Source organism: Ketogulonicigenium robustum (genome assembly GCF_002117445.1).
Lineage (GTDB): Bacteria > Pseudomonadota > Alphaproteobacteria > Rhodobacterales > Rhodobacteraceae > Ketogulonicigenium > Ketogulonicigenium robustum.
In genome coordinates this window covers 223,381-244,771 of record NZ_CP019937.1, presented here as the reverse complement: position 1 = coordinate 244,771, position 21,391 = coordinate 223,381, and the positions used below count along the sequence as shown (strand labels likewise).

22 protein-coding genes are annotated in these 21,391 nt (G+C 62.0%); 10 read left to right on the top strand and 12 right to left on the bottom strand.

What is annotated here, in order from left to right; translation table 11 throughout:
- Window positions 1-51: 51 nt before the first annotated feature.
- Window positions 52-1,836, bottom strand: coding sequence for an aspartate--tRNA ligase (aspS, locus tag BVG79_RS01295; protein ID WP_085785306.1), 1,785 nt, complete (start codon window positions 1,834-1,836; stop codon window positions 52-54).
- A 72-nt stretch (window positions 1,837-1,908) separates the two neighbouring features.
- The gene (locus BVG79_RS01290; protein WP_085785305.1) at window positions 1,909-2,427 is read right to left on the bottom strand and encodes a GNAT family N-acetyltransferase; all 519 of its coding nucleotides are present in this window, start codon (window positions 2,425-2,427) and stop codon (window positions 1,909-1,911) included.
- A gap of 236 nt (window positions 2,428-2,663) precedes the next feature.
- Between BVG79_RS01290 and BVG79_RS01285 the strand changes: the two genes are divergently transcribed.
- The gene (locus BVG79_RS01285) at window positions 2,664-4,274 is read left to right on the top strand and encodes a glucan biosynthesis protein G (RefSeq protein ID WP_085785304.1); all 1,611 of its coding nucleotides are present in this window, start codon (window positions 2,664-2,666) and stop codon (window positions 4,272-4,274) included.
- Between the two features lie 176 nt (window positions 4,275-4,450).
- Window positions 4,451-6,190, top strand: coding sequence for a glucans biosynthesis glucosyltransferase MdoH (mdoH, locus tag BVG79_RS01275; protein WP_085785302.1), 1,740 nt, complete (start codon window positions 4,451-4,453; stop codon window positions 6,188-6,190).
- A gap of 66 nt (window positions 6,191-6,256) precedes the next feature.
- On the opposite strand, the gene BVG79_RS01270 is transcribed toward mdoH, so the two are convergent.
- Window positions 6,257-7,000, bottom strand: a complete 744-nt coding sequence (locus tag BVG79_RS01270; protein WP_085785301.1) for a DUF1013 domain-containing protein — start codon at window positions 6,998-7,000, stop codon at window positions 6,257-6,259.
- Window positions 7,001-7,128: 128 nt separating this feature from the next.
- Between BVG79_RS01270 and BVG79_RS01265 the strand changes: the two genes are divergently transcribed.
- The gene (locus BVG79_RS01265; RefSeq protein ID WP_085785300.1) at window positions 7,129-7,782 is read left to right on the top strand and encodes a ribonuclease T2 family protein; all 654 of its coding nucleotides are present in this window, start codon (window positions 7,129-7,131) and stop codon (window positions 7,780-7,782) included.
- A 3-nt stretch (window positions 7,783-7,785) separates the two neighbouring features.
- Here BVG79_RS01265 and BVG79_RS01260 read toward each other — a convergent pair whose 3' ends face one another.
- Window positions 7,786-8,271: a DUF3859 domain-containing protein gene (locus BVG79_RS01260; RefSeq protein ID WP_085785299.1), complete on the bottom strand. Its 486-nt coding sequence runs from the start codon at window positions 8,269-8,271 to the stop codon at window positions 7,786-7,788.
- A gap of 113 nt (window positions 8,272-8,384) precedes the next feature.
- The gene (locus tag BVG79_RS01255) at window positions 8,385-9,983 is read right to left on the bottom strand and encodes a phosphoenolpyruvate carboxykinase (protein ID WP_085785298.1); all 1,599 of its coding nucleotides are present in this window, start codon (window positions 9,981-9,983) and stop codon (window positions 8,385-8,387) included.
- Window positions 9,984-10,261: 278 nt separating this feature from the next.
- On the opposite strand from BVG79_RS01255, the gene BVG79_RS01250 reads away from it, so the two are divergent.
- The 5 genes from BVG79_RS01250 to BVG79_RS01230 all read left to right on the top strand — a co-directional run bounded on the left by BVG79_RS01250 (window position 10,262) and on the right by BVG79_RS01230 (window position 13,238).
- On the top strand, window positions 10,262-10,705 hold the full coding sequence (locus BVG79_RS01250; RefSeq protein ID WP_085785297.1) for an HPr kinase/phosphorylase: 444 nt from the start codon (window positions 10,262-10,264) through the stop codon (window positions 10,703-10,705).
- An 11-nt stretch (window positions 10,706-10,716) separates the two neighbouring features.
- Entirely contained in the window at window positions 10,717-11,652 is a 936-nt protein-coding gene (rapZ, locus tag BVG79_RS01245; protein ID WP_085785296.1) for an RNase adapter RapZ, read from the top strand.
- A complete protein-coding gene (locus tag BVG79_RS01240) occupies window positions 11,649-12,065 on the top strand; it encodes a PTS sugar transporter subunit IIA (protein ID WP_085785295.1) in 417 nt (138 codons plus the stop codon). Before rapZ ends, BVG79_RS01240 begins: the two co-directional genes overlap by 4 nt.
- 18 nt (window positions 12,066-12,083) lie before the next feature.
- The gene (locus BVG79_RS01235) at window positions 12,084-12,350 is read left to right on the top strand and encodes an HPr family phosphocarrier protein (protein WP_085785294.1); all 267 of its coding nucleotides are present in this window, start codon (window positions 12,084-12,086) and stop codon (window positions 12,348-12,350) included.
- Window positions 12,351-12,452: 102 nt separating this feature from the next.
- Window positions 12,453-13,238 (top strand): DUF6473 family protein, encoded by a 786-nt coding sequence (locus BVG79_RS01230; protein WP_085785293.1) that lies wholly within the window; start codon window positions 12,453-12,455, stop codon window positions 13,236-13,238.
- On the opposite strand, the gene BVG79_RS01225 is transcribed toward BVG79_RS01230, so the two are convergent.
- The 3 genes from BVG79_RS01225 to BVG79_RS01215 all read right to left on the bottom strand — a co-directional run bounded on the left by BVG79_RS01225 (window position 13,181) and on the right by BVG79_RS01215 (window position 15,562).
- Window positions 13,181-14,104: an electron transfer flavoprotein subunit alpha/FixB family protein gene (locus tag BVG79_RS01225; RefSeq protein WP_085785292.1), complete on the bottom strand. Its 924-nt coding sequence runs from the start codon at window positions 14,102-14,104 to the stop codon at window positions 13,181-13,183. The two genes, BVG79_RS01230 and BVG79_RS01225, sit on opposite strands and share 58 nt — an antisense overlap.
- Window positions 14,104-14,859 carry an electron transfer flavoprotein subunit beta/FixA family protein gene (locus BVG79_RS01220; RefSeq protein WP_085785291.1) on the bottom strand — a complete coding sequence of 252 codons (756 nt, stop codon included), beginning with the start codon at window positions 14,857-14,859 and terminating at the stop codon, window positions 14,104-14,106. Before BVG79_RS01220 ends, BVG79_RS01225 begins: the two co-directional genes overlap by 1 nt.
- A 79-nt stretch (window positions 14,860-14,938) precedes the next feature.
- Complete coding sequence (locus BVG79_RS01215; protein ID WP_085785290.1) at window positions 14,939-15,562, bottom strand: COQ9 family protein; 624 nt, start codon at window positions 15,560-15,562, stop codon at window positions 14,939-14,941.
- Between the two features lie 109 nt (window positions 15,563-15,671).
- Between BVG79_RS01215 and rpsU the strand changes: the two genes are divergently transcribed.
- Window positions 15,672-15,878, top strand: a complete 207-nt coding sequence (rpsU, locus tag BVG79_RS01210) for a 30S ribosomal protein S21 (protein WP_013383050.1) — start codon at window positions 15,672-15,674, stop codon at window positions 15,876-15,878.
- 87 nt (window positions 15,879-15,965) lie between these two features.
- Here the strand turns inward: rpsU and BVG79_RS01205 are convergent, their stop codons facing one another.
- Together BVG79_RS01205 and mscL are read right to left on the bottom strand one after the other, a co-directional pair.
- Complete coding sequence (locus BVG79_RS01205) at window positions 15,966-16,424, bottom strand: Lrp/AsnC family transcriptional regulator (protein WP_085785289.1); 459 nt, start codon at window positions 16,422-16,424, stop codon at window positions 15,966-15,968.
- Between the two features lie 15 nt (window positions 16,425-16,439).
- Window positions 16,440-16,862, bottom strand: a complete 423-nt coding sequence (gene mscL / locus BVG79_RS01200) for a large conductance mechanosensitive channel protein MscL (protein WP_085785288.1) — start codon at window positions 16,860-16,862, stop codon at window positions 16,440-16,442.
- Window positions 16,863-17,059: 197 nt separating this feature from the next.
- On the opposite strand from mscL, the gene BVG79_RS01195 reads away from it, so the two are divergent.
- On the top strand, window positions 17,060-17,755 hold the full coding sequence (locus BVG79_RS01195; protein WP_085787174.1) for a glutathione S-transferase family protein: 696 nt from the start codon (window positions 17,060-17,062) through the stop codon (window positions 17,753-17,755).
- A gap of 39 nt (window positions 17,756-17,794) precedes the next feature.
- Here the strand turns inward: BVG79_RS01195 and pheT are convergent, their stop codons facing one another.
- Both pheT and pheS read right to left on the bottom strand, forming a co-directional pair.
- The gene (pheT, locus tag BVG79_RS01190) at window positions 17,795-20,191 is read right to left on the bottom strand and encodes a phenylalanine--tRNA ligase subunit beta (RefSeq protein ID WP_085785287.1); all 2,397 of its coding nucleotides are present in this window, start codon (window positions 20,189-20,191) and stop codon (window positions 17,795-17,797) included.
- A 51-nt stretch (window positions 20,192-20,242) separates the two neighbouring features.
- The gene (gene pheS, locus BVG79_RS01185; RefSeq protein ID WP_085785286.1) at window positions 20,243-21,316 is read right to left on the bottom strand and encodes a phenylalanine--tRNA ligase subunit alpha; all 1,074 of its coding nucleotides are present in this window, start codon (window positions 21,314-21,316) and stop codon (window positions 20,243-20,245) included.
- Window positions 21,317-21,391: the final 75 nt, after the last annotated feature.

Here is a 21,391-nt window from a genome sequence, read left to right as displayed (position 1 = left end):
CAGCTCTCCTTCGTGAAGATCTGCCGCGACCTAGGCCGCGGCAGGGAATGATTAGGCTTCCGGCGGCAGAACGCGCAGGCGCAGCTCGCGCAGTTGTTCGTTCGTCGGCTCGTTCGGGGCGCCCATCATGACGTCTTCGGCGCGTTGGTTCATCGGGAACAGGATCACCTCGCGGATGTTCTGTTCATCTGCCAGCAGCATCACGATACGGTCGATACCAGCTGCACAACCACCGTGGGGCGGCGCGCCGTAGGTAAAGGCGTTGACCATGCCGCCAAAACGGCGGCGCACTTCATCGGGGCCGTAGCCCGCGATTTCGAACGCCTTGAACATGATTTCCGGCTGGTGGTTCCGGATCGCACCCGAGACCAGCTCGTACCCGTTACAGGCCAGATCGTACTGGAAGCCGCGCACGGCCAGCGGGTCGCCGTTCAGCGCCTCAAGGCCACCTTGCGGCATCGAGAAGGGGTTGTGTTCGAATTCGTAAGCGCCAGTTTCGGCATCTTGCTGGAACATCGGGAAGTCGACGATCCATGCGAACGCAAAACGGTCTTTCTCGGTCAGGCCCAGTTCTTCGCCGATCACGTTGCGGGCCTTGCCGGCAACCTTTTCAAACACGGCGGGCTTGCCGCCCAGGAAGAACGCGGCATCGCCAAGGCCAAGGCCCAATTGTTGACGGATCGCCTCGGTCCGCTCGGGGCCGATGTTCTTGGCCAAGGGGCCAGCGGCTTCCATGCCCGAGCCATCCTCGGCCTCGCGCCAGAAGATATAGCCCATGCCCGGCAGACCCTCTTTTTGGGCCCAGACGTTCATGCGGTCACAGAACTTGCGGCTGCCGCCGGTCGGGGCCGGAATCGCGCGGATTTCGGTGCCGTCTTGTTCCAGCAGCTTGGCGAACACGGCAAAGCCTGAACCCGCGAAATGCTCGGATACGACCTGCATCTTGATCGGGTTACGCAGGTCGGGCTTGTCGCTGCCATACCACAGCGCCGCGTCTTTGTAAGAAATCTGCGGCCATTCGGTGTCGACCTTGCGGCCGCCGCCAAACTCCTCGAACAGGCCGCTCAGCACGGGCTGGATCGTCGCGAACACGTCGTCTTGGGTGACGAACGACATTTCCATGTCGAGCTGGTAGAAGTCGGTCGGGCTGCGGTCAGCGCGCGGGTCTTCGTCGCGGAAGCACGGCGCGATCTGGAAATACTTGTCAAAGCCGGACACCATCAGCAGCTGCTTGAACTGCTGGGGCGCCTGCGGCAGCGCATAGAACTTGCCCGGGTGCAGACGCGACGGGATCAGGAAGTCGCGCGCGCCTTCGGGCGAGGACGACGTGATGATCGGCGTTTGGTATTCGCGGAAGCCCTTGCCCCACATACGCTGGCGGATCGAGGCGACCACATCCGAACGCAGGGTCATCTTGCGCTGCATATCCTCGCGGCGCAGGTCAAGGTAGCGGTAGCGCAGACGGGTTTCTTCGGGGTATTCTTGCTCGCCAAAAACCTGCAGCGGCAGTTCAGCTGCAGCGCCCAGCACTTCGATGTCTTGCACAAAGACTTCGATTTCGCCGGTGGCCAGCTTGGTATTCACCAGCGAGGCATCGCGCGCCTTCACGACGCCGTCGATGCGGATACACCATTCGGCGCGCACCTTTTCGACCTCGGCGAAGGCCGGGCTGTCGGGGTCACACAGAACCTGCGTGATCCCGTAATGGTCGCGCAGGTCGATGAACAAGATACCACCGTGGTCGCGCACCCGATGAACCCAGCCAGACAGGCGGACGTTTTGACCGACATGGGCGGCGTTCAGTTCTGCGCAGGTGTTGCTGCGATAGGCGTGCATGCGTGCGATCCCCTTGGAAGCTTTAGCGCCGATACACCGCCACGGCGGGCGGAAGTCAAGGCAAAGGCGCGTTCATTCGCGCTTTGGTGCGGGTCCTTCGTCAAGTTGCAGCTGTAAAAAGGCCAAATCCAGCCAACGACCGAATTTCACGCCCACCTGCGGCAACAGCCCGACCGTTTTGAAACCCAAGTGCTGATGCAATCGGATCGAGCCCTCGTTCTCGGCCGCGATGCCGGCCACCATCACATGGATGCCCTGCTTGCGGGCATATTCGATCAGCGCCTGCAACAGCGCCCGCCCCATGCCGCGCCCGCGTTGGTCGGCCCGCACGTAGACCGAATGTTCGACCGTCAGGCGGAATCCATCGAAGGCGCGGAAGGGCCCATAGCTGGCAAAACCCACCACTTCGCCCTGCGAATCCTCGACCACCAGAACCGGAAATCCATCGGCCTGACGGGCGGCCATCCAATCTGCCCGATTTTGAGGCGTGACAGGTGTTTCGTTCCAGACGGCAACGCTATTTAAAACAGCGTCATTATAAACCGCAGCGATTGAAATTGAATCCGCAGATTTCGCAACCCTAATAATCATTTAAGCCCCCTTCCGGCGGATTTGTTCTGACAGCGCGCAGCCCAATAAGCAAGATGCCGCTACGGCTGTTCGCAAAACGCATAGCAGACCCGCAGAAGACCTTGATCTTGCACTCTTGAAAGGCAAATTGCGGCATGTAAATGAAAGACGCAATGCGGTCGTCGTGGCCCCCGCAGGCGATTCTCGGGCGGGTCCGGGGCCGGGTGTTGAACCCAAACTCAGGTATCTGTGTGCAGATGGCGACCCCCTCGAAGCTTCCGAACGAAACGACACCCCCGCCCCTTACCCGCCGCCGGCTTTTGACCAGCGCGGCGATGGCAGCCAGCATGCTGCCTCTGGCACAGGGGACATGGGCGCAAGTGGCGCCTGGAGATCTGCCGGACGGGCCCGTCCCGTTCAGCTATGACCGGCTGAGCGACGAGATGAAAACCTTGTCGCAACAGCCCTATACGGCTGAACGCGTGACAGACAGCTTCCTGACGGGGCTGGACTATGACGACTACCGGTCGATCGCCTTCCGGCCCGAACGCGCGCGTGGCACAGCCGATGCCGCGCCGTTCCGTCTGCAAGCCTTCCATATGGGCTGGCTGTTTACCGAGCCGGTGCGCCTGTTCGAAATCAGCGGCAACCAAGCCCGCCCGATGATCTTTTCCAGCGATGACTTCGACTATCGCGGTGATCTGGCGGCGCGCGTTCCCGCCCATTTCGACCTTCCGGGCGTTGCGGGTTTCCGCCTGCATTACGCGCTGAACCGCCCCGATATCATGGACGAGCTTATCGCGTTTTTGGGTGCCAGCTATTTCCGCGCCTTGGGGCGGGGCAATACCTATGGCGCCAGCGCGCGCGGATTGGCCGTCAATACCGGCGCCACGTCGGGCGAGGAATTCCCCCGCTTTTCACGATTCTATATCGATCGCGGCACCGACCCGTCGCGAATTGTCGTCTACGCCGCGATGGAAAGTGACAGCCTGACGGGGGCTTATCGGTTTGAAATCGTCCCCGGTCGCAATACGACCATCGGGGTCACCGCGCGGCTGTTTTTACGCAAGGACATTTCGGTTCTGGGGGTTGCCCCGCTGACCAGCATGTTCCTCTATTCGGAAAAGAACCGCGCCGCGTTCGACGATTACCGCCCCAATGTCCACGACAGCGACGGGCTGAAGGTGCTGCGTGCGGGCGGCGACATTCTTTGGCGCCCCCTGAACAATCCCGCGCGGCTAGCGGGCAGCTTCTTGTCGGAAGAAAGCCCGATTGGTTTCGGCCTGATGCAGCGCGATCGCGACTTTGCCAACTACCAAGACGCCGAAGCCCATTACGAGGAACGGCCCTCGATCATGGTGCGCCCGCGTGGCGACTGGGGCAAAGGCTTCGTACGGCTGTTGGAAATTCCAACCGACTTGGAAACAAACGATAATATCGTCGCCTTCTGGGTCCCCGAGGCCCCCGCGAAAGCGGGCGATTCGCTTGAATTCAACTACGATCTGATCTGGGGCGCCCTGCCCGAGAATGACGAGGCAGAGTTGGCGCATGTGTTTGAAACCCGCGCCGGGCATGGCGGGGTATCGGGCACGCCGCATGATGGGGCGACGCGTAAATTCGTTGTCGATTTCCGTGGTGGCATCATCGCGCAACTTCCCGCCGATGACGAAAATTTAGCACCGGTGGTCGATGTAAACGGGGGAACCATTTCCCATATGCATCATGAAAAGCTGCCAAACACGAACGATTGGCGGATTGTGGTCGATATCGCCCCCTCGGGGGATGGGCCGGTTGAAATATCGGGCCATTTCGCAGGATATGATCGCAAATTGTCGGAAGTATGGATTTATCAATGGGTGCGCGCATGACCTACCCTATTCAGAATATGACCAAAACAGACGCCTTGCCCCCCGCCGCGCCTTTGGCAATGCCGTGCCAAGTTCTTGTGGCACCGCAATCGCCTTTGCGGCACACTATTAACGAGTGGCTGCACACGATGGTGCGCCGCATGCAACGTCGCGCTCCGGGGGCCCGCAGCTAAAGTATGAATACTCTCAGGCGCGGCCTACTGGCCTTTGGTCGCAGCAGCCAAATCCTGTTTGCACTGCTTGCGGGCGCGGGTGGGTTCTACCTTTTCGTGCAGTTCGGCGCGTCTGATGGGATCGATGTCTTCGACATCCTACGGGCCGCGCTTATTTTCATCTCGACCGCGTGGCTGGCGATTGGCGCATCGGGTGCGTTCATCGGGCTGCTGACGCGTGCGCCCAAACAGCCGCAGTCGACGGGGCCGCTGTCCACCCGCACTGTCGTGCTGCTGCCCATTTACAACGAAGACCCACGCGAGACATTTGCCCGTCTGGCGGCGATGGATGAATCGCTGCAGGCGACGGGGCACGGGGCGCATTTCCACTTTGCCATCCTCTCCGACACCCGCGACGACGCGCGGGCCGAGGAAGAGTGGCACTGGTATCAGCACCTGCTGTCGGAACGCGCGGGCGCGGGCCGCATGTTCTATCGTCGCCGCAGCGACAATTCCGGCAAAAAGGCTGGCAACATCGAATCCTTCATCACCACCTCGGGCGGGGCCTATGACTTCGCCGTCATTCTGGACGCCGACAGCCTGATGGATGGTGAGACGATTCTAACCCTGACGCGCCGGATGGAGGCTACCCCCGATATGGGGCTGATCCAGACGCTGCCGCAGATCGTCAATGCCCGCTCGCGCTTCGGGCGCGGGCAGCAGTTCTCGGCCGCGTTCCACTCGCCCGTATTCGCGCGGGGGCAAGCAATGTTGCAAGGGCGTGCGGGGCCGTTCTGGGGGCATAACGCGATCACGCGCGTCCATGCTTTCGCCGAAAGCTGCGGGCTGCCCGTTCTGCCCGGCAAGCCGCCATTCGGGGGTCATATTCTCAGCCACGATTACGTCGAAGCCGCGCTGCTGGCCCGCAACGGTTGGGACGTGCGCTTGGACGACGATCTGAAGGGGTCTTACGAGGAGGGCCCCGAAAACATCGTCGACCACGCCAAGCGCGACCGCCGCTGGTGCCAAGGCAACCTGCAGCACAGCAAGATCATTTGCGCCCCCCGCCTGAAATGGTGGAGCAGGTTCACCTTTGCCCAAGGCATTCTGGCCTATATCTCGCCGCTGTTTTGGTTGGCCTTCATCATCGTCAGCATCTTTGCCCCGATGACCTCCAGCCGCGCGCCGAACTATTACCCCAACGAATATTGGTCGTTTCCGGTCTTCCCCGCCGACCAAACCGCGAAAGCCATCAGCCTTGCGGTGGGGGTGATCGGGCTGCTGATCATGCCCAAGTTCTTGATTTTGGTGAAAGCCGCCTTGTCGGGCCGCACGCGCGGGTTCGGGGGCGCTGGCCGCGCCGCCCTTTCCGTTCTGGTCGAGCTGATCACATCCAGCATCATGGCGCCGGTTTTCCTGATGTATCAGACTCGTTCAGTCATGCAGGTACTGCTGGGGCGCGATGGCGGCTGGCCCCCAAACAACCGCGGCGACGGCCAGCTGGGCCTGCGCGAGGCATGGGCCGCCAGCAACTGGATCAGCCTGACAGGCCTGTTTGGGTTGGTGGCCGCGATTTTCCTGACGCCGGAGCTGGTCTTGTGGCTGCTGCCTGTGGGCTTGCCAATGATCGCCGCGCCGCTGATCATATCGTGGACATCGCGCCCCAGCCGCACGTGGCTTTACCGCGTCCCGCAAGAGACCGAGGTGCCCGCCATCGTCACGCGCCACCAAGCTATCTGCGCCGATTGGCAACAGGCGGCGTAAGGGCAGACATAAAAAACGCCGGCTGGTCTTACGATCCAGCCGGGCTTTTTTGACGCAAACCGCGCCCTATTCGTCGTCTTCGTCGTCACCGCCACCTGCGGGCAGATTGAAGAAGCTGTCTGCGTCCATTTCGGCCTCAACCTCTTTCGGGGTCTCGGTCAGGGTGAAAGCTTCCAGGCCGGCAATCGCGGTGGGAATGCGCGGCTCGGCGGGCATCGACAGGCTCTGCTCGGTCGACAGCAGCTTGCGACGCTCGTCATCGGTCATCAACGCGCCGTCGCGGGCCTTCTTCTCGTTCGCCTTTTGCACTTGCGCATCCAGTTCCGACTGGCGGCACAGGCCCAGCGCGACCGGATCGATCGGGGTGATGTTCTGGATATTCCAGTGCGTCCGCTCGCGGATGGCTTGGATGGTCGGCTTCGTCGTGCCGATCAGCTTCGAGATTTGCGCGTCCGACAGCTCGGGGTGGAATTTCACCAGCCACAAGATACCTGCGGGGCGGTCTTGCCGCTTCGACAGGGGGGTATAGCGCGGGCCGCGGCGCTTTTCCTCGCCCACGGCGGCGGGGTTGAATTTCAGCTTCAGCTTGTGCAGCACGCTGGCCTCGCCCTTGGCGATTTCTTCAGCGGTCAGCTGGTTGTTGGCGATCGGGTCAAAGCCCTTCACACCGACGGCCACATCGCCGTCAGCAATACCCTGAATCTCCAGCTCGTGCATGCCGGTGAAATCGGCGATCTGCTTGAAGCTCAGCGTCGTGTTATCCACCAGCCAGACGGCGGTGGCGCGCGCCATGATCGGTTTGTCAGCCATAGGGCACCTCGTCAGAACAATCCTTCCCCCTGCCCCGGAAAGGGGCGGGCCGGTCATCCGGCCCAAGACGTGTTGTCAGGGGGCTTTATCTTCATATAGTCAGCGCAATGCCCCAAGGAAAGCGTAAAATGCCATTTCGCCTGTTCCCCGCCGCCCTCGCCTTGATTGCTGCGACGCTATGCGCTGCCCTGCCCGCTGCAGCCCAGCGGCGCGGCGAGGCTGGCTCGTTTGATTACTACGTCCTGTCGCTGTCATGGTCGCCCACATGGTGCACGCTGCAGGGCGATGCGTCGGATTCATCGCAATGCGACGGCACGCATGCTTGGGTGCTGCACGGCCTGTGGCCGCAGTTTGAACGCGGCTGGCCGCAAGACTGCCACAGCAGCTTTGCCGCGCCCAGCCGCGCGCAGACGGCCGCCATGGCCGACATTATGGGGACTTCGGGTCTGGCCTGGTATCAGTGGAACAAGCACGGGGCCTGCGCGGGCCTGTCCGCGCGCGCGTATTACGATTTGGCCCGCCGCGCGTATGAAAGCATTGAAAAGCCCAGCGCCTTCGCGCGCCTGCAGCGTCCGGTCGAAATCCCCGCCAGCTTGGTCGAGGAAGCGTTCATGCAGCAAAACCCCGGGCTGCTGCGCGACCAAATTACCATCACCTGCCAGTCGGGTCATATTCAGGAAGTGCGCATTTGCCTGACCAAAGATCTGGAACCGCGCCGCTGCGGGGCAGACGTCATCCGCGATTGTACGCTGGATGACGCCCGCATGAACCCTGTCCGCTAGGATTTACTGGCAGCTGGCGACCAAAGCGTCGCCTACTGCGGGCGTATAGACGGTGATAGTGGCGTTGTAGACACGCACGCTGCCTACCTCGGCCACCAGTTGCCACGCGCCCGGCACCATTTCGTCGGCGCTTTCAAAGTGGAAGGCAAAGGCCGACAAGCCCTGCCCCGTAATTTGTTGGCGGAACTGCTGCTGCGTGTTGCCGCCGTTCGCAGCGGGGCGTGTCAACGTCAGGATCAGATCGCCCGCGCCGGCCGGTATGTTCACGTTGGCACGCGTGGTGAACCCGAAACCGGGCGCGGCGGGCACGTGGTCCGTCCAAGCGACGACGGGCAGCGATGCAATCGACTGACCAGCCGATGCAAAGCCGGCAGGGCAAACCGCCCCAATATCGACACCCGCCGAGTTGCGCTGACTTTGGGCAAGAGTGGGTTGGCCAAGCGCCAAAGCAAGGCTGACACCGGCCAGAACAGAAGTGGCAATACGCATGGTCTTTCCCCCTATTGCGGCCAGATCGGCCCCATATTCATGGTGCGAGCATTCAAAAGAAAAGCCCGGAAGGCAAGGCCTACCGGGCTGATTGTAGCGCAACTTCAGGGTGATCAGCCGATAGCTGCAGCTTTCACATCCTCGTCGATGAAGGGCAGGTACTTTTCGAAGTTGCTTGCAAACATACCCACCAACTGCTGCGCTTTCGCGTCATAGGCCGCTGGGTCTGCCCAGGTCTGGCGCGGGTCCAGCAGGGCGTCGTCAACACCGGGGACCGAAACCGGCACATCAAAACCGAAGTTCGGATCCTTGCGGAAGGCGACGCCGTTCAGCGATCCGTCCAGCGCGGCGGTCAGCAGGGCACGGGTGGCTTTGATCGGCATCCGCTTGCCCGTGCCGAACGCGCCGCCCGTCCAGCCGGTGTTCACCAGCCAGCAGGTCGCGCCGGTTTGGGCGATCTTTTCTTGCAGCAGCTTGCCGTAAACTTCGGGGCGGCGCGGCATAAAGGGCGCACCGAAGCAGGTCGAGAAGGTCGGCTCGGGCTCTACCACGCCACGTTCGGTTCCCGGCGTCTTCGACGTGAACCCCGACAGGAAGTGGTACATCGCCTGCGCAGGTGTCAGCCGCGCGATGGGCGGCAGCACGCCATATGCATCGCAGGTCAGCATGATCACGTTCTGCGGCGCGCCGGCAACGCCCGTTTCGGACGCGTTTGAGATTTGCTCGAGCGGATAGGCGCAGCGCATGTTTTCGGTGTACTTGGCATTCGTGAAATCAAGCGCCTTGGTCTCGGGGTCGTAGACCATGTTTTCGATCACGGTCGAGAACTTCGATGTGGTGGCGTAGATTTCGGGCTCAGCCTCGGCCGAAAGGTTGATCGTCTTGGCGTAGCAGCCGCCTTCGAAGTTGAAGATGCCGTCGTCCGACCAGCCGTGTTCGTCGTCGCCGATCAGGATTCGCGCAGGGTCAGACGACAGGGTCGTCTTGCCGGTACCCGACAGGCCAAAGAAAATCGCAGAATCATCGGGGTTGCCGATCGCGTGGTTGGCCGAACAGTGCATGGCCATCACACCCTTTTCGGGCAGGATGTAGTTCAGCAGCGTAAAGACCGACTTCTTGTTTTCGCCCGCGTATTCCGTGCCGCCGATCAGGATCAGCTTTTTCTCGAAGTTCAGCGCGATGACCGTTTCGCTGCGACACCCGTGGCGCGCGGGATCGGCGCGGAAGCTGGGCACGTTGATGATGGTGAATTCCGGCAAGAAGGCATCCACCTCGTCGCGGGTGGGGCGACGCAGCAAGTGGCGGATGAACAGGCCGTGCCACGCAAGTTCGGTCACCATCCGCACGTCAAGGCGATAGGCCGGGTCTGCGCCGCCGAACAGGTCCTGCACGAAGAAGTCGCGGCCCTTCATGTGGTCCAGCATGTCGGCATACAGGCGGTCAAATGCGTCGGGTTCCATCCGGCGGTTGTTGTCCCACCAGATGTGGGGCTCGACCCCCGGGGTCGCCACGACATGCTTGTCCTTGGGCGAGCGGCCCGTGAAGGCCCCCGTGTTGACCAAAACCGCACCACCTTGCCCCAACTCGCCTTCGCCACGCTTGATCGCAGCTTCGACCAGCGCGGGTTCCAACAGGTTGTAATAGACCTGGCCCAGCCCCGTGATGCCCTGTGCTTCAAGCTTCATCGCCGGGTTAACGCGCCCATGATCCATATCTTTGTTCCTTTGAAATTCGCTGCCTGCCCGCAGTCTACCGGCTGCTTAGCACGACCGAATCTTGCGTGAATAGCCACCCAAACGATAGTTAGCGCAAACGACTGTAGATAATTCCCCACATTTTTCAGTTCAGTGCAGCCGAGTCATTCCTTTGCCCTTGCCAAGGCTGAAAGCTGGTCATTTTTTCTTGCCAAAGCAGATACGCAAGGATGCGCCGCGACAGATGCCGCGATCGCCGCACGCCTTGATTCGCCCATAGGATTACGCAGCGCCCCATGCCCGCCCTTCCCACCATCATCCATGCGACAACCGTGGCCCTTGGGGGCCGCGCTGTGCTGCTGACGGGCGACGCAGGCAGCGGCAAGTCGGCGACAGCGTTGCAGATGATCGCGCTGGGGTGCAAGCTGGTGGCCGACGACCGCACGCAAATCATGCCCGAGGGGGGGCGCCTGATCGCCACCTGCCCGACCCATATCACCGGCTTGATCGAGGCCCGCGGCGTCGGGCTGCTGCGCGCCCCCCACCAGGCGCGGGCCGAGGTCGTCGTCGTCGCGGCGATGGACGAAAAGGCCCTTGAACGCCTGCCACAGGCCCACCAAATGACGCTGTGCGGGGTCGAGATACCGGTGCTTCACAATCCGGATACCCGCTATTTCCCCGCCGCTCTTCACACATATCTGAAGATGTGGCGGCGCACCCGATCACCGTTAATTCACTGAGGGCCAATGACATGACAGGGCCAGCAGACCTGCCCCCCGAAGATACCATCACAGATACGCCATCGACCCGCGTCGTTATCGTCAGCGGCCCGGCGGGTGCGGGCCGCACAACAGCCATCCGCGCGTTCGAGGATATCGGCTTCGAGGTGATCGACAATCTGCCGCTGACCCTGCTGCCGCGCCTGCTGGAAGGGCCACCCCCTAGTCGCCCGATGGCGCTGGGGATCGACGCCCGCAATCGCGACTTTTCGGTCGCCGCGTTTTTCGATGCCTTCCGGCTGCTGGACACGATCCACGGCGTCCAGGGCGAGCTGTTGTATCTGGACTGCAGCGAAGACGTGCTGATCCGCCGCTATTCCGAAACGCGGCGTCGCCACCCCTTGGCCCCCGCCGAAGTGCCGCTGCTGGGCATCCGCCGCGAATGCACATTGCTCGAGCCGGTGCGCGCCGCCGCAACCACATTGATCGATACGAGCGCGCTGACAGTGCACGACCTGCGCGCTGAAATCGAGGCGACCTATGGCAGCGGTGTCGGCCTTGCCGTGACCGTGTCGTCGTTTTCGTACAAGCGCGGTCTGCCGCGCACCGCCGATATGGTCTTTGACTGTCGCTTCTTGCGCAATCCGCACTGGGATCCGGTGCTGCGCTCGCTGGATGGCCGCGATGCGGCGGTGGCTGATTATGTGAAAGCGGACATACGTTTTAGTGAATTTAGGCTACGCGTCGCCGAAATGCTGGAATTTCTGCTTCCCGCATGGCAGGCTGAGGGAAAGACTCACCTCGTTATCGCATTTGGGTGCACGGGCGGGCAACACCGCTCGGTCATGATGGCGGAAGAGATGCGAAATGCGCTTGAAGCTCTGGGCTGGCCCGTGTCTATAAGCCACAGAGAACTGGATCGGCAGGCCGCCAATGCGCGGTCAACCAACACAGGACAACGGATTTGATCGGTATTGTGATCGTTGCACATGGTGGATTGGCCCGCGAATATCTTTCGGCGGTCGAACATGTCGTGGGCAAACAAGATGGCGTCGTCGCCATCGCCATTGGCCCCGAGGACGACCGGGGAGAGAAGCAGGACGAGATTTGCGCCGCAGCCGATTCCGTCGATTCCGGCGACGGTGTGGTGATGGTGACCGATATGTTCGGCGGCTCGCCGTCGAATCTATCGATGCAGGCCTGCAACCTATCGAACCGACGCATGGTCTATGGCGCCAACCTTCCGATGTTAATCAAACTGGCCAAATCACGCCAAAAACCAGTAGACGACGCGGTAACGGCCGCCCTCACCGCCGGGCGAAAATACATAAACAGCCAGATGATGGCAGCGGACGGCACCTTTTGCGTCTGCGGAAACTAACCCCCCGACATTGCTAGCATGAAACGCGCGCTTCCGATTGTGAACGTCAAGGGCCTGCATGCCCGTGCCTCGGCCAGACTGACCGAAACGGTCGAACGTTTCGACGCCAGCGCCACCATCAGCAAAGATGGCATGGACGCGTCGGGCGACAGCATCATGGGGCTGCTAATGCTGGGTGCCGCGAAAGGCACCGAAATCAGCGTGGAAACCAGCGGCCCCGAGGCCGAGGCCCTGATGGATGCGCTGACCGCACTGGTCGCGAATCGGTTCGGCGAACCAGACTGATCCCGTTTATTAGCGTTTTCTAAACCTCTTCACGGTCATATGGCACAGGGCGGGCGACGATGGCGCAACCCTTCATGATCACTTTTGCGGGGCGACTGCGCTATGGCACATTTTGGGCCAAAAACCTGCCATTACGGCACGTCCAAACTGGCATTCCGCGCCCCCGCGCGCACCATTGGGCGCGACTACATCGCCTTTCTGGGCGGCTCGCAGACCTTTGCGGGCACCATCACAGCCCCCTACCCCAATCTGGTAGAGGAAGAGCTGGGCGTCCCCTGCATCAATCTTGCAACCGATAATGGCGGGCTGGAGGCGATCATGCGCGACAGCTTTGTCAGCGAAACCAGCAAAGCCGCCCACCATATTGTGCTGGAACTGACATCCCCCGCCACGATTTCGAACCGCTACTATATGGTCGACCCGCAGGACAACACACGGATCAGCAGCTTCTCGGCGCGGTTTTTGCAAATGTGCAAGGGCGTGGCGCTGGATAATGTCACCGCCGTCGACATGCTGCCCGCCGCGCTGCCCCATTCCATCCGCCTTGCGCTAGAGGCAGAAATCCGCACCGCTTGGGCGGCCCGCACCCATCTGTTCCTGCGCTTTGCAGCGCGGCCCGCGACACTATTGTTTTTGGGCGATAGCGAGGATCTGGCCCTGATGGGGCAATCGGCGCTGATGCAGTTGGCGTCGGCAGGTTACACGATGCTGCAAATTCGCCCGCGGCGCGGCGCCGGCGGCGCAATCGACACCGCCGGCCACCAAGAGATTTCGCGCAGGCTATTGCCCGTGCTGCACGGCAGCGGCTTTGCCGCGACCCTGCCCGCCAATCAAAGCTTTGCAGTCAATTCCGGCACAGCCGTGAAAAGGTCTGCGACCAGACCGTAATCGGCGATGCGGAAGATGGGTGCCTCGGGGTCTTTGTTGATCGCGACAATAACCTGCGAATCCTTCATCCCGGCCAAATGCTGGATCGCCCCCGAAATTCCGATGGCGATATAAAGACGCGGGGCGACAATCTTGCCCGTCTGCCCGACCTGCAGATCGTTCGCGGCATAGCCAGAATCGACGGCCGCGCGGCTGGCACCAATCGCGGCGCCCAGCTTGTCGGCCAGGGCCTCTAGCATCGCGAAACCTTCCTCTGACCCGAAGCCACGGCCGCCCGATACCACGATGGGCGCAGCCGAAAGGTCAGGGCGGCCCGAGACGACGACCTTATCCTCGATCCAACTGGACAGGCCTTGCGCTGCGGGCGCCGAAACAGCGGCAATCGGCGCAGCACTATCTGCCGGGGCCGCAGGTGCAAACGCCGACGTGCGCAGGGTGATCACCTTGACCGCATCGCCAGACCGCACTGTTTGCACCGCGTTGCCGGCATAAACGGGGCGCACAAAGGTATCATCGGAAAGAACCGCGATCACATCTGCCAGCACCATCACATCCAACAGCGCCGCAACGCGCGGCATGACGTTTTTGCCGGTCGCGGTCGCGGGGGCGACGATATGGCTGAAGTCTGGCGCGACTTGCACCAGCAAGTCGGCCAGCGGCTCGGCCAGCTGATGATCGTATTGCGGATCGTCCGCCAGCAGCACGCGGGTGACGCCCGCGATATGCGCGGCGGCCTGAGCCGCGGCCTGCGGGCCAGCGACCAGAACGGTCACCTCGCCCAGTGTTGCAGCGCCAGTGACTGCGCGTGCGGTAGCTTCGGCGACAAGCGCGCCCGATTGCACTTCGGCCAGAACCAGAACAGCCATCAGATTACCCCCGCCGCTTTCAATTTCGCCACCAGATCGTCGACCGACCCCACAACCTCGCCCGCCGCGCGCGGTGGTGGTTCGGTGGTTTCCAGCACGGTCAGACGCGGGCTGATATCAATGCCCATATCGCCCACGGCCATGACATCAATGGGTTTTTTCTTAGCCTTCATCATATTGGGCAGCGATGTAAAACGCGGCTCATTCAGGCGTAGGTCAGCCGTCAGAACCACGGGCAGCGCCAGCGCGAGGGTCTGCAAACCGCCGTCGACTTCGCGCGTGACGCGGGCGGTGTCCCCTTCGATCGCGACTTCGGATGCAAAGGTGCCCTGCCCCCACCCCAGCAAAGCCGCCAGCATCTGGCCGGTCGCGTTCATGTCGTTGTCGATGGCCTGCTTGCCTGCGATCACCAGCTGCGCGCTCTCGGCCTGCACGACAGCTTTCAACAGCTTGGCGACGGCCAGCGGCTCGACATCGGCGGCGCCGTCGTCCAGTTGCACCAGAATCGCGCGATCGGCCCCCATGCCCATCGCCTTACGCAACACGTCTTCCGATGCCTTCGTCCCCACCGACACCGCGACAACCTCGGCGGCTGTACCTGCCTCTTTCAGGCGAATCGCTTCTTCGAGAGCGATTTCATCGAAAGGGTTCATCGACATTTTCAGGTTCGCCAGCTCGACGCCGCTGCCATCAGGGCGCACGCGCACCTTGACGTTATGGTCAACCACCCGCTTCACGGGGACGAGGATTTTCATTCGGCTCTCCTTCAAGGTCTGCAGGGGGCACCCCATTGCGGCAGAGATAACCCCGTATCCCCGCCCGCTACAAGGCACACTAACCCCAGCGGCCGGGCAAATCGTCGCGATGGCGCGGGGCGTGCAACGGGCGCAGAACGCGGCCCAAAATCGACGTGATGGCAGGGTTTTGCAACCGCAGCGCATCGCGAATGCGGCGCTCGACAAAGGCGGCAACGGCGGCATCGTCGTCCTGCCCCAGCCAGTACAGAACACTGGCGCTGTAAACGGCCGACAGGGTCATGCGCTTGGTGTACCAATTATAGTCGTCCGACGTGTCGCCCAAGGCCACCCAGATCGCATCGGCTGTGCCCCATATCAGCTTTGCACCCTCGGCCGCGTGCTGCGGCAGTGCAAACAGCGCCGAGGTCGACCGCACAACCTGCCGGTCGCCCGCCAGCGCCAAACGCTGCATGATGGTTACCGCCATGCGCGCGCGCAGCGGGATGCCGTCGGCGGTGGGGGCTGTCAAAAGCGAATCGCCCTGCCTGTGAAGCGCGACCGCCACATCCAGCGCCCCGCGCGGAAACAGCACACGCGCTGTGCCCAAATCAACCCCCGCATCCGCCGCAGCGCCTGCAAAAGCCGCCTCGGACCAGCCATCGAACAGCACATGCTGCCCCATGGCCTGCATCAGCCTGTCGCGTGGCGCATCAGATTGCATCGGATTCCCCTTCTTTCTTGCCGCTAGGCTAGACAAAAACAACGGAGTTTGCTATGGGCGGGCTTCCTGCAATTTTGCAAATCCAACTTAGAAAGGTGGTGAAAACCACATGCAGGTTAGCGTTCGCGACAACAACGTCGATCAGGCCCTCCGTGCCCTGAAGAAGAAGCTGCAGCGTGAAGGCGTCTTCCGTGAAATGAAGCTGAAGCAACATTTCGAGAAGCCTTCCGTCAAGAAAGCGCGCGAGCAAGCCGAGGCCATCCGCCGTCAGCGCAAGCTCGCCCGTAAGAAGCTGCAGCGCGAAGGTCTTATCTAAGACACTTCCGAATGCACACCCATTGGCCTTTGGCTAGCGGGTTACGGACATAAAGACCCCCGAGGCGGTTTCCGCTTCGGGGGTTTTTTATAGCGGCAGCGCCGTTGTCTGCACCACGGTGCGCAAGGCGAACGACGACTGGATTTGCGCAACCCCCGGCAGTTTGGCCAAGTGGCGACGGTGGATGCGGGCGAAATCCTCGGTGTCTTCGGCGACCACTTTTAGCAGATAATCCGCCGCGCCGGTCATCAGGTGGCATTCCAGCACCTGCGGAACACGGGCGACGGCACGCTCGAAGCTATCCAAAACCTCGTCCGCCTGCCCCGAGAGGGTGATTTCAACGAAAACCGTGGTTTGCCGCCGCACCTTTCGCGGGTCCAGCAAGGCGACGAAACCACGGATAAATCCGTCTTCCTCCAGCCGTTGCACACGGCGATGGCAGGCCGATGCCGAAAGGCCGATGCGATCGGCCAATTCGGCGTTGGTGATTCGGCCTTCCTTTTGCAGCACATCCAGAATGCGCTTGTCCGTGGCATCAAGCTGCATGGCGGTTCAGGCGGATCAGCCCTTGGCAGCCAGCAGATCGCGGATCTGCGCCAGCAGTTCCTCTTGCGTCGGGCCGGCGGGTGCCGTGGGCTCTTCGGCTTTTTTGTTCGCGGCGGTGACTTTGTTCACGGCCTTGACCAGCAGGAACACAACCCAAGCGATGATCAGGAAGTTGATGATCGCGGTGATGAACGACCCATAAGCGAACACCGGTGCGCCAGCTGCGCGTGCGGCAGCCAGGCTAGCATATTCGCCCGCGCCCAGATTGATAAACAGGTTCGAGAAGTCGATCCCGCCGGTGACGACACCGATGATCGGGTTGATCAGGTCGGTAACCAGCGAATTGACGATTGCGGTGAATGCGGCACCAATGATGATACCGACCGCAAGGTCGATCACATTGCCGCGCGCGATAAAGGCGCGAAACTCGTTGAACATTGTCTGTCCCCACTCATTTTTATCGGGGCGGCGTCATGCCTGCCCCATATTTCGTGATCCTGCTGGGGTTTGGGCGTTTTGTCCAGCGTTGCGGCAGCGGCATGGGGTGCAAGGTCAAGCGCGGCGCAAAGCACGGCTTTTTAACCCGGACTGCACAAGGTAGCATAGCTGCGACCACCCTAACCAAGGATAGCGCCATGGCCGATCTTTCCACACTCCCCATCACCCACCGCTGGCCCGCAGCCAACCCTGATGTCATCCAGCTTTATTCCTTCCCCACACCGAACGGGGTCAAGGTGTCGATCGCGCTGGAGGAAATGGGCCTGCCGTACGAGGCACACCGCGTGACGCTGTCGGATGCCGATGTCAAAAGCCCCGAGTTCCTGTCGCTGAACCCCAACAACAAAATCCCCGCCATTCTTGACCCGAACGGCCCCGATGGCGCACCCATCGGCTTGTTCGAAAGCGGCGCGATTCTGGTGTATCTGGCGGACAAGTCGGGCCAGTTCATCGGCACCGGCGCACAGCGGTTCAAAACCATCCAGTGGTTGATGTTCCAAATGGGCGGCGTCGGCCCGATGTTTGGCCAAATGGGATTCTTCAGTAAATTCGCAGGCGCCGCCATCGAAGACCCTCGCCCGCGCGAGCGTTACCTCAACGAAGCCGCCCGCTTGCTGCAGGTTCTGGACAAAGAGCTGGCCGATAAAGACTGGATCACAGGCGAATATTCGATCGCCGACATGGCCATCGCGCCGTGGCTGAACAGTTTGGAATTCTATGGCACCAAGCCGCTGGTCGGCTGGAGTGAACGCAAGAACGTTCAGGCCTATCTTGAGCGTTTCTTGGCTCGCCCTGCCGTGCAGCGCGGCATGCGCATTCCCGCCCAGGGGTAAAAGAAAGGGCGGCGATCACTGGCGCCGCCCCCTTTATACCTAGCCGCGCAGCGTTGCGCCGGTGGCTTTAGTCACTTTCTCGACCACTTTTACGGCCAACGCCTCGATCTCGGCTTCTTTCAGCGTCGCGCCCTGCGGCTGGATGCGGACGGACACCGCCAGCGACTTTTGCCCTTCGGGCAGGCTGCCGCCGCTGAATTCATCGAACACGCGCACATCGGTAATCAGCGCCTTGTCAGCCCCCAATGCGGCGTTAACCACCGCCTGCGCCTCGACGGCACTGGGCACAACAAAAGCGAAATCGCGCGAGATTGCTTGCAGGTCGTTCAGGATCAACGCAGGACGCGCGGCACCTTGTTTCTTCGGCAGCGGCACCTCTTCTAAGAAGATGGTGAAGGCGACGGCGGGGCCTTGGATGTCCATTTCCTTCAGCAAGCGGGGGTGCAACTCGCCAAAGACGCCGATGACCTTCTTGGGGCCAAGGCAGATGGTTCCGTGACGACCTGGGTGCCACCAATGCGCGCCATTGCGCATGATTTGCACCCGCGCGGGCGCGCCGACAGCGGCTAGCACAGCCTCGATATCAGCCTTGGCGTCGAACGCATCGACAGCCCGCGCGGCCTTGTGCACATCGCGCGGGGCGGTGCGACCGACTAGCAGGCCCGTGACGTGCAGCACTTGCTCGCCCGGCTCGCCCCCAAAGAAGACATGGCCGGCCTCGAACAGGGCCAGATCGGCAAAACCACGCGCTTGGTTGCGGGCCGCCGCGCGCAGCAGGCCGGGCAGCAGATCTGGGCGCAGATGCGACAGATCGGCCGAGATCGGGTTTTCCAGCGCGCTGGTCGCCTCGCCGCCGCCAAACAGGCTGGCCGCCTTTTGGTCAATGAAACTATAGGTGACGCATTCGTTGTAGCCCAAGCCTGCAACCGCGCGGCGCGCGGCCCCCAAACGGCGCTGCAGCGGCGTCAGGATCGGCTTTGGCACACCCGCCTGCATGCGCGGCATCGGCACGCCGACCAGCTTGGTCAGCGATGCTATACGGGCGACTTCCTCGACCAGATCAGCCTCGCCCAGAACGTCGGGGCGCCAGCTGGGCACATGGGCCATGTCGCCGTCCAGCACGAAGCCAAGGGCTTGCAGCGTGGCGCGCTGCGTCTCGGGGGCGATTTCCATGCCGACAAGACTTTGGACGCGGTCAGTATCCAATTTATACGCGCGCGCCACATCGGGGACAGCGCCAGCGACGATAACCTGCGACGCCGCGCCGCCAGCTACATCCACAATCATCTGCACCGCAGCATCAAGGCCCGGAAGCGTGAATGCCGGGTCAACGCCACGTTCAAAGCGATAGCGCGCATCGGAATTAATCTTCAGCGCGCGGCCGGTGCGCGCGATCTGGATGGGCTGCCACCAAGCGCTTTCCACCAGCACGTTCACTGTCTCGTCGGTGACGCCGGTGCGCTCGCCGCCCATGATGCCGCCGATCGAGATCGGGCCTTCGTCATCGGCGACAATCACTTGGCCTTCGGACAGGGTATAGGTCTTGCCATCCAGCGCCAGCAGTTCTTCACCCGCGCGGGCGCGCCGGACGTGGACAGTGCCCTTCACCTTGTCTTGGTCGAACACGTGCAGCGGGCGGCACAGATCGTACGAGAAATAGTTCGTCACATCGACAAGGAAGCTGATCGGACGCAGCCCGATGGCACGCAGCGCATCTTGCAGCCAGACGGGGCTGGGGCCGTTTTGCACGCCCCGCACAGCTTGGGCTGCAAATACGGGCGCGTCATCCAGCGTATCTGCGGCAATCGCGACGGTCGCGTCTGTGGTAAAGCTGGGTGCAGCCGCTGCAATGTGCAGCGGACGCAGCGTGCCCAGACCGCGCGCGGCCAAGTCACGCGCCACACCGCGCACACCCAACGCATCGGGACGGTTCGGTGTAATGGCAATTTCGATCACCGGGTCGACCTTGGCGGGCTGGTTCACCGCCAGCCAGTCGGCAAAGGGCTGCCCCACATCGCCCGAGGGCAATTCGATAATGCCGTCATGCTCTTCCGACAGCTCCAGCTCGCGCTCGGAACACATCATGCCATGCGATTCGACACCGCGGATTTTGCCGACCTGAATGGTGATGTCGATGCCCGGAACGTAGGTGCCGGGCTTGGCCACCACAACGGTGATGCCCGCGCGCGCATTCGGCGCGCCGCACACGATCTGCTGCTCGCCATCCTCGGTCAGAACGGTGCACACACGCAGTTTGTCAGCATCGGGGTGCTGCACGGCGGTCAGCACTTTGCCGATTTTGAAGCCCGCCAGCTTGGCTGCGGGGTCTTCAACGCCCTCAACCTCCAGCCCGAGGTCGGTCAGCGCCTCGAGGATCTCATCCAGCGAGGCGGTCGTATCGAGGTGGTTTTTCAGCCACGAGAGGGTGAATTTCATGTCGCTCCAACCCTTTAAAATCTGTGATAGACGGCCGCGCCGCCCCGAAATTTAGCGCGAAAGGCCGCCTTGCAGCGTCGGCACATCCAGACTTGCAAAGCCGTAGTGACGCAGCCAACGCAGGTCGCTGTCAAAGAACGCGCGCAGGTCGGGGATGCCGTATTTCAGCATCGCGATACGGTCGATCCCCATGCCAAAGGCAAAGCCCTGATACTGGTCGGGGTCGATCCCGCCCGCTTTCAGCACCTTCGGGTGAATCATCCCCGAGCCCAAAATCTCGAGCCAATCATCGCCCTCGCCCACTTTCAGCGTGCCGCCTTCCCACGAACAGCGGATGTCCACCTCGGCCGAGGGTTCGGTGAAGGGGAAGTGACTGGCGCGGAAGCGCAGATCGACGGAATCGACCTCGAAATAAGACTTCACAAACTCCTCGAGCACCCATTTCAGGTTCGCCATCGAGATGTTGCGGTCGACTGCAAGCCCCTCGACCTGATGGAACATGGGGGTGTGGGTCTGGTCGTAGTCGGCGCGATACACACGGCCGGGGCAGATGATGCGCAGCGGGGCGCCGTGCGCCTCCATGCTACGGATCTGCACGGGCGATGTGTGGGTGCGCAGCACCGAAGGGGCGCGGTTGTCGCCCGCCTGACGGTGCATATAGAACGTGTCCATTTCGGCACGGGCGGGGTGGTGACCCGGAATGTTCAACGCGTCGAAGTTGTACCAGTCGCTTTCCACCTGCGGGCCTTCGGCCACGGCAAAGCCCATATCGGCGAAGATCGCCGTGACTTCCTCGGACACTTGGCTGATCGGGTGGATGGTGCCGGTGCGGCGGTCGCGCGCGGGCAAGGACACGTCCAGCCACTCGCTGCGCAGGCGCTCCTCTAGCGCGGCATCGCCAAGGGCGGCTTTGCGCCCTGCGATGGCGGAATTGATTTCATCTTTCAACGCATTCAACGCAGGACCGGCGGTCTGCCGTTCCTCGGGCGACATGGTGCCCAGACCGCGCATCAGCAGCGCGATTTCGCCTTTTTTGCCCAAGGCCTGCACGCGCAGATCCTCGATTGCGGCCTCATTGCCGGCCCCTGCGATCAGGCCCAGATATTTCGCTCTCAGATCGTCCATCGCGGGACCCCTTCCTGACTGTCGGCGACAGGCGTAAAGCGCGCCGCCCCAAGACGCAAGAAGCCGCGAGACCCG

Coding starts and splice junctions, on each gene's coding strand:
- aspS (WP_085785306.1), bottom strand. CDS start 1,836: ATGCACGCCTATCGCAGCAACACCTGCGCAGAACTGAACGCCGCCCAT.
- BVG79_RS01290 (WP_085785305.1), bottom strand. CDS start 2,427: ATGATTATTAGGGTTGCGAAATCTGCGGATTCAATTTCAATCGCTGCG.
- BVG79_RS01285 (WP_085785304.1), top strand. CDS start 2,664: ATGGCGACCCCCTCGAAGCTTCCGAACGAAACGACACCCCCGCCCCTT.
- mdoH (WP_085785302.1), top strand. CDS start 4,451: ATGAATACTCTCAGGCGCGGCCTACTGGCCTTTGGTCGCAGCAGCCAA.
- BVG79_RS01270 (WP_085785301.1), bottom strand. CDS start 7,000: ATGGCTGACAAACCGATCATGGCGCGCGCCACCGCCGTCTGGCTGGTG.
- BVG79_RS01265 (WP_085785300.1), top strand. CDS start 7,129: ATGCCATTTCGCCTGTTCCCCGCCGCCCTCGCCTTGATTGCTGCGACG.
- BVG79_RS01260 (WP_085785299.1), bottom strand. CDS start 8,271: ATGCGTATTGCCACTTCTGTTCTGGCCGGTGTCAGCCTTGCTTTGGCG.
- BVG79_RS01255 (WP_085785298.1), bottom strand. CDS start 9,983: ATGGATCATGGGCGCGTTAACCCGGCGATGAAGCTTGAAGCACAGGGC.
- BVG79_RS01250 (WP_085785297.1), top strand. CDS start 10,262: ATGCCCGCCCTTCCCACCATCATCCATGCGACAACCGTGGCCCTTGGG.
- rapZ (WP_085785296.1), top strand. CDS start 10,717: ATGACAGGGCCAGCAGACCTGCCCCCCGAAGATACCATCACAGATACG.
- BVG79_RS01235 (WP_085785294.1), top strand. CDS start 12,084: ATGAAACGCGCGCTTCCGATTGTGAACGTCAAGGGCCTGCATGCCCGT.
- BVG79_RS01230 (WP_085785293.1), top strand. CDS start 12,453: ATGGCACATTTTGGGCCAAAAACCTGCCATTACGGCACGTCCAAACTG.
- BVG79_RS01225 (WP_085785292.1), bottom strand. CDS start 14,104: ATGGCTGTTCTGGTTCTGGCCGAAGTGCAATCGGGCGCGCTTGTCGCC.
- BVG79_RS01220 (WP_085785291.1), bottom strand. CDS start 14,859: ATGAAAATCCTCGTCCCCGTGAAGCGGGTGGTTGACCATAACGTCAAG.
- BVG79_RS01215 (WP_085785290.1), bottom strand. CDS start 15,562: ATGCAATCTGATGCGCCACGCGACAGGCTGATGCAGGCCATGGGGCAG.
- rpsU (WP_013383050.1), top strand. CDS start 15,672: ATGCAGGTTAGCGTTCGCGACAACAACGTCGATCAGGCCCTCCGTGCC.
- BVG79_RS01205 (WP_085785289.1), bottom strand. CDS start 16,424: ATGCAGCTTGATGCCACGGACAAGCGCATTCTGGATGTGCTGCAAAAG.
- mscL (WP_085785288.1), bottom strand. CDS start 16,862: ATGTTCAACGAGTTTCGCGCCTTTATCGCGCGCGGCAATGTGATCGAC.
- BVG79_RS01195 (WP_085787174.1), top strand. CDS start 17,060: ATGGCCGATCTTTCCACACTCCCCATCACCCACCGCTGGCCCGCAGCC.
- pheT (WP_085785287.1), bottom strand. CDS start 20,191: ATGAAATTCACCCTCTCGTGGCTGAAAAACCACCTCGATACGACCGCC.
- pheS (WP_085785286.1), bottom strand. CDS start 21,316: ATGGACGATCTGAGAGCGAAATATCTGGGCCTGATCGCAGGGGCCGGC.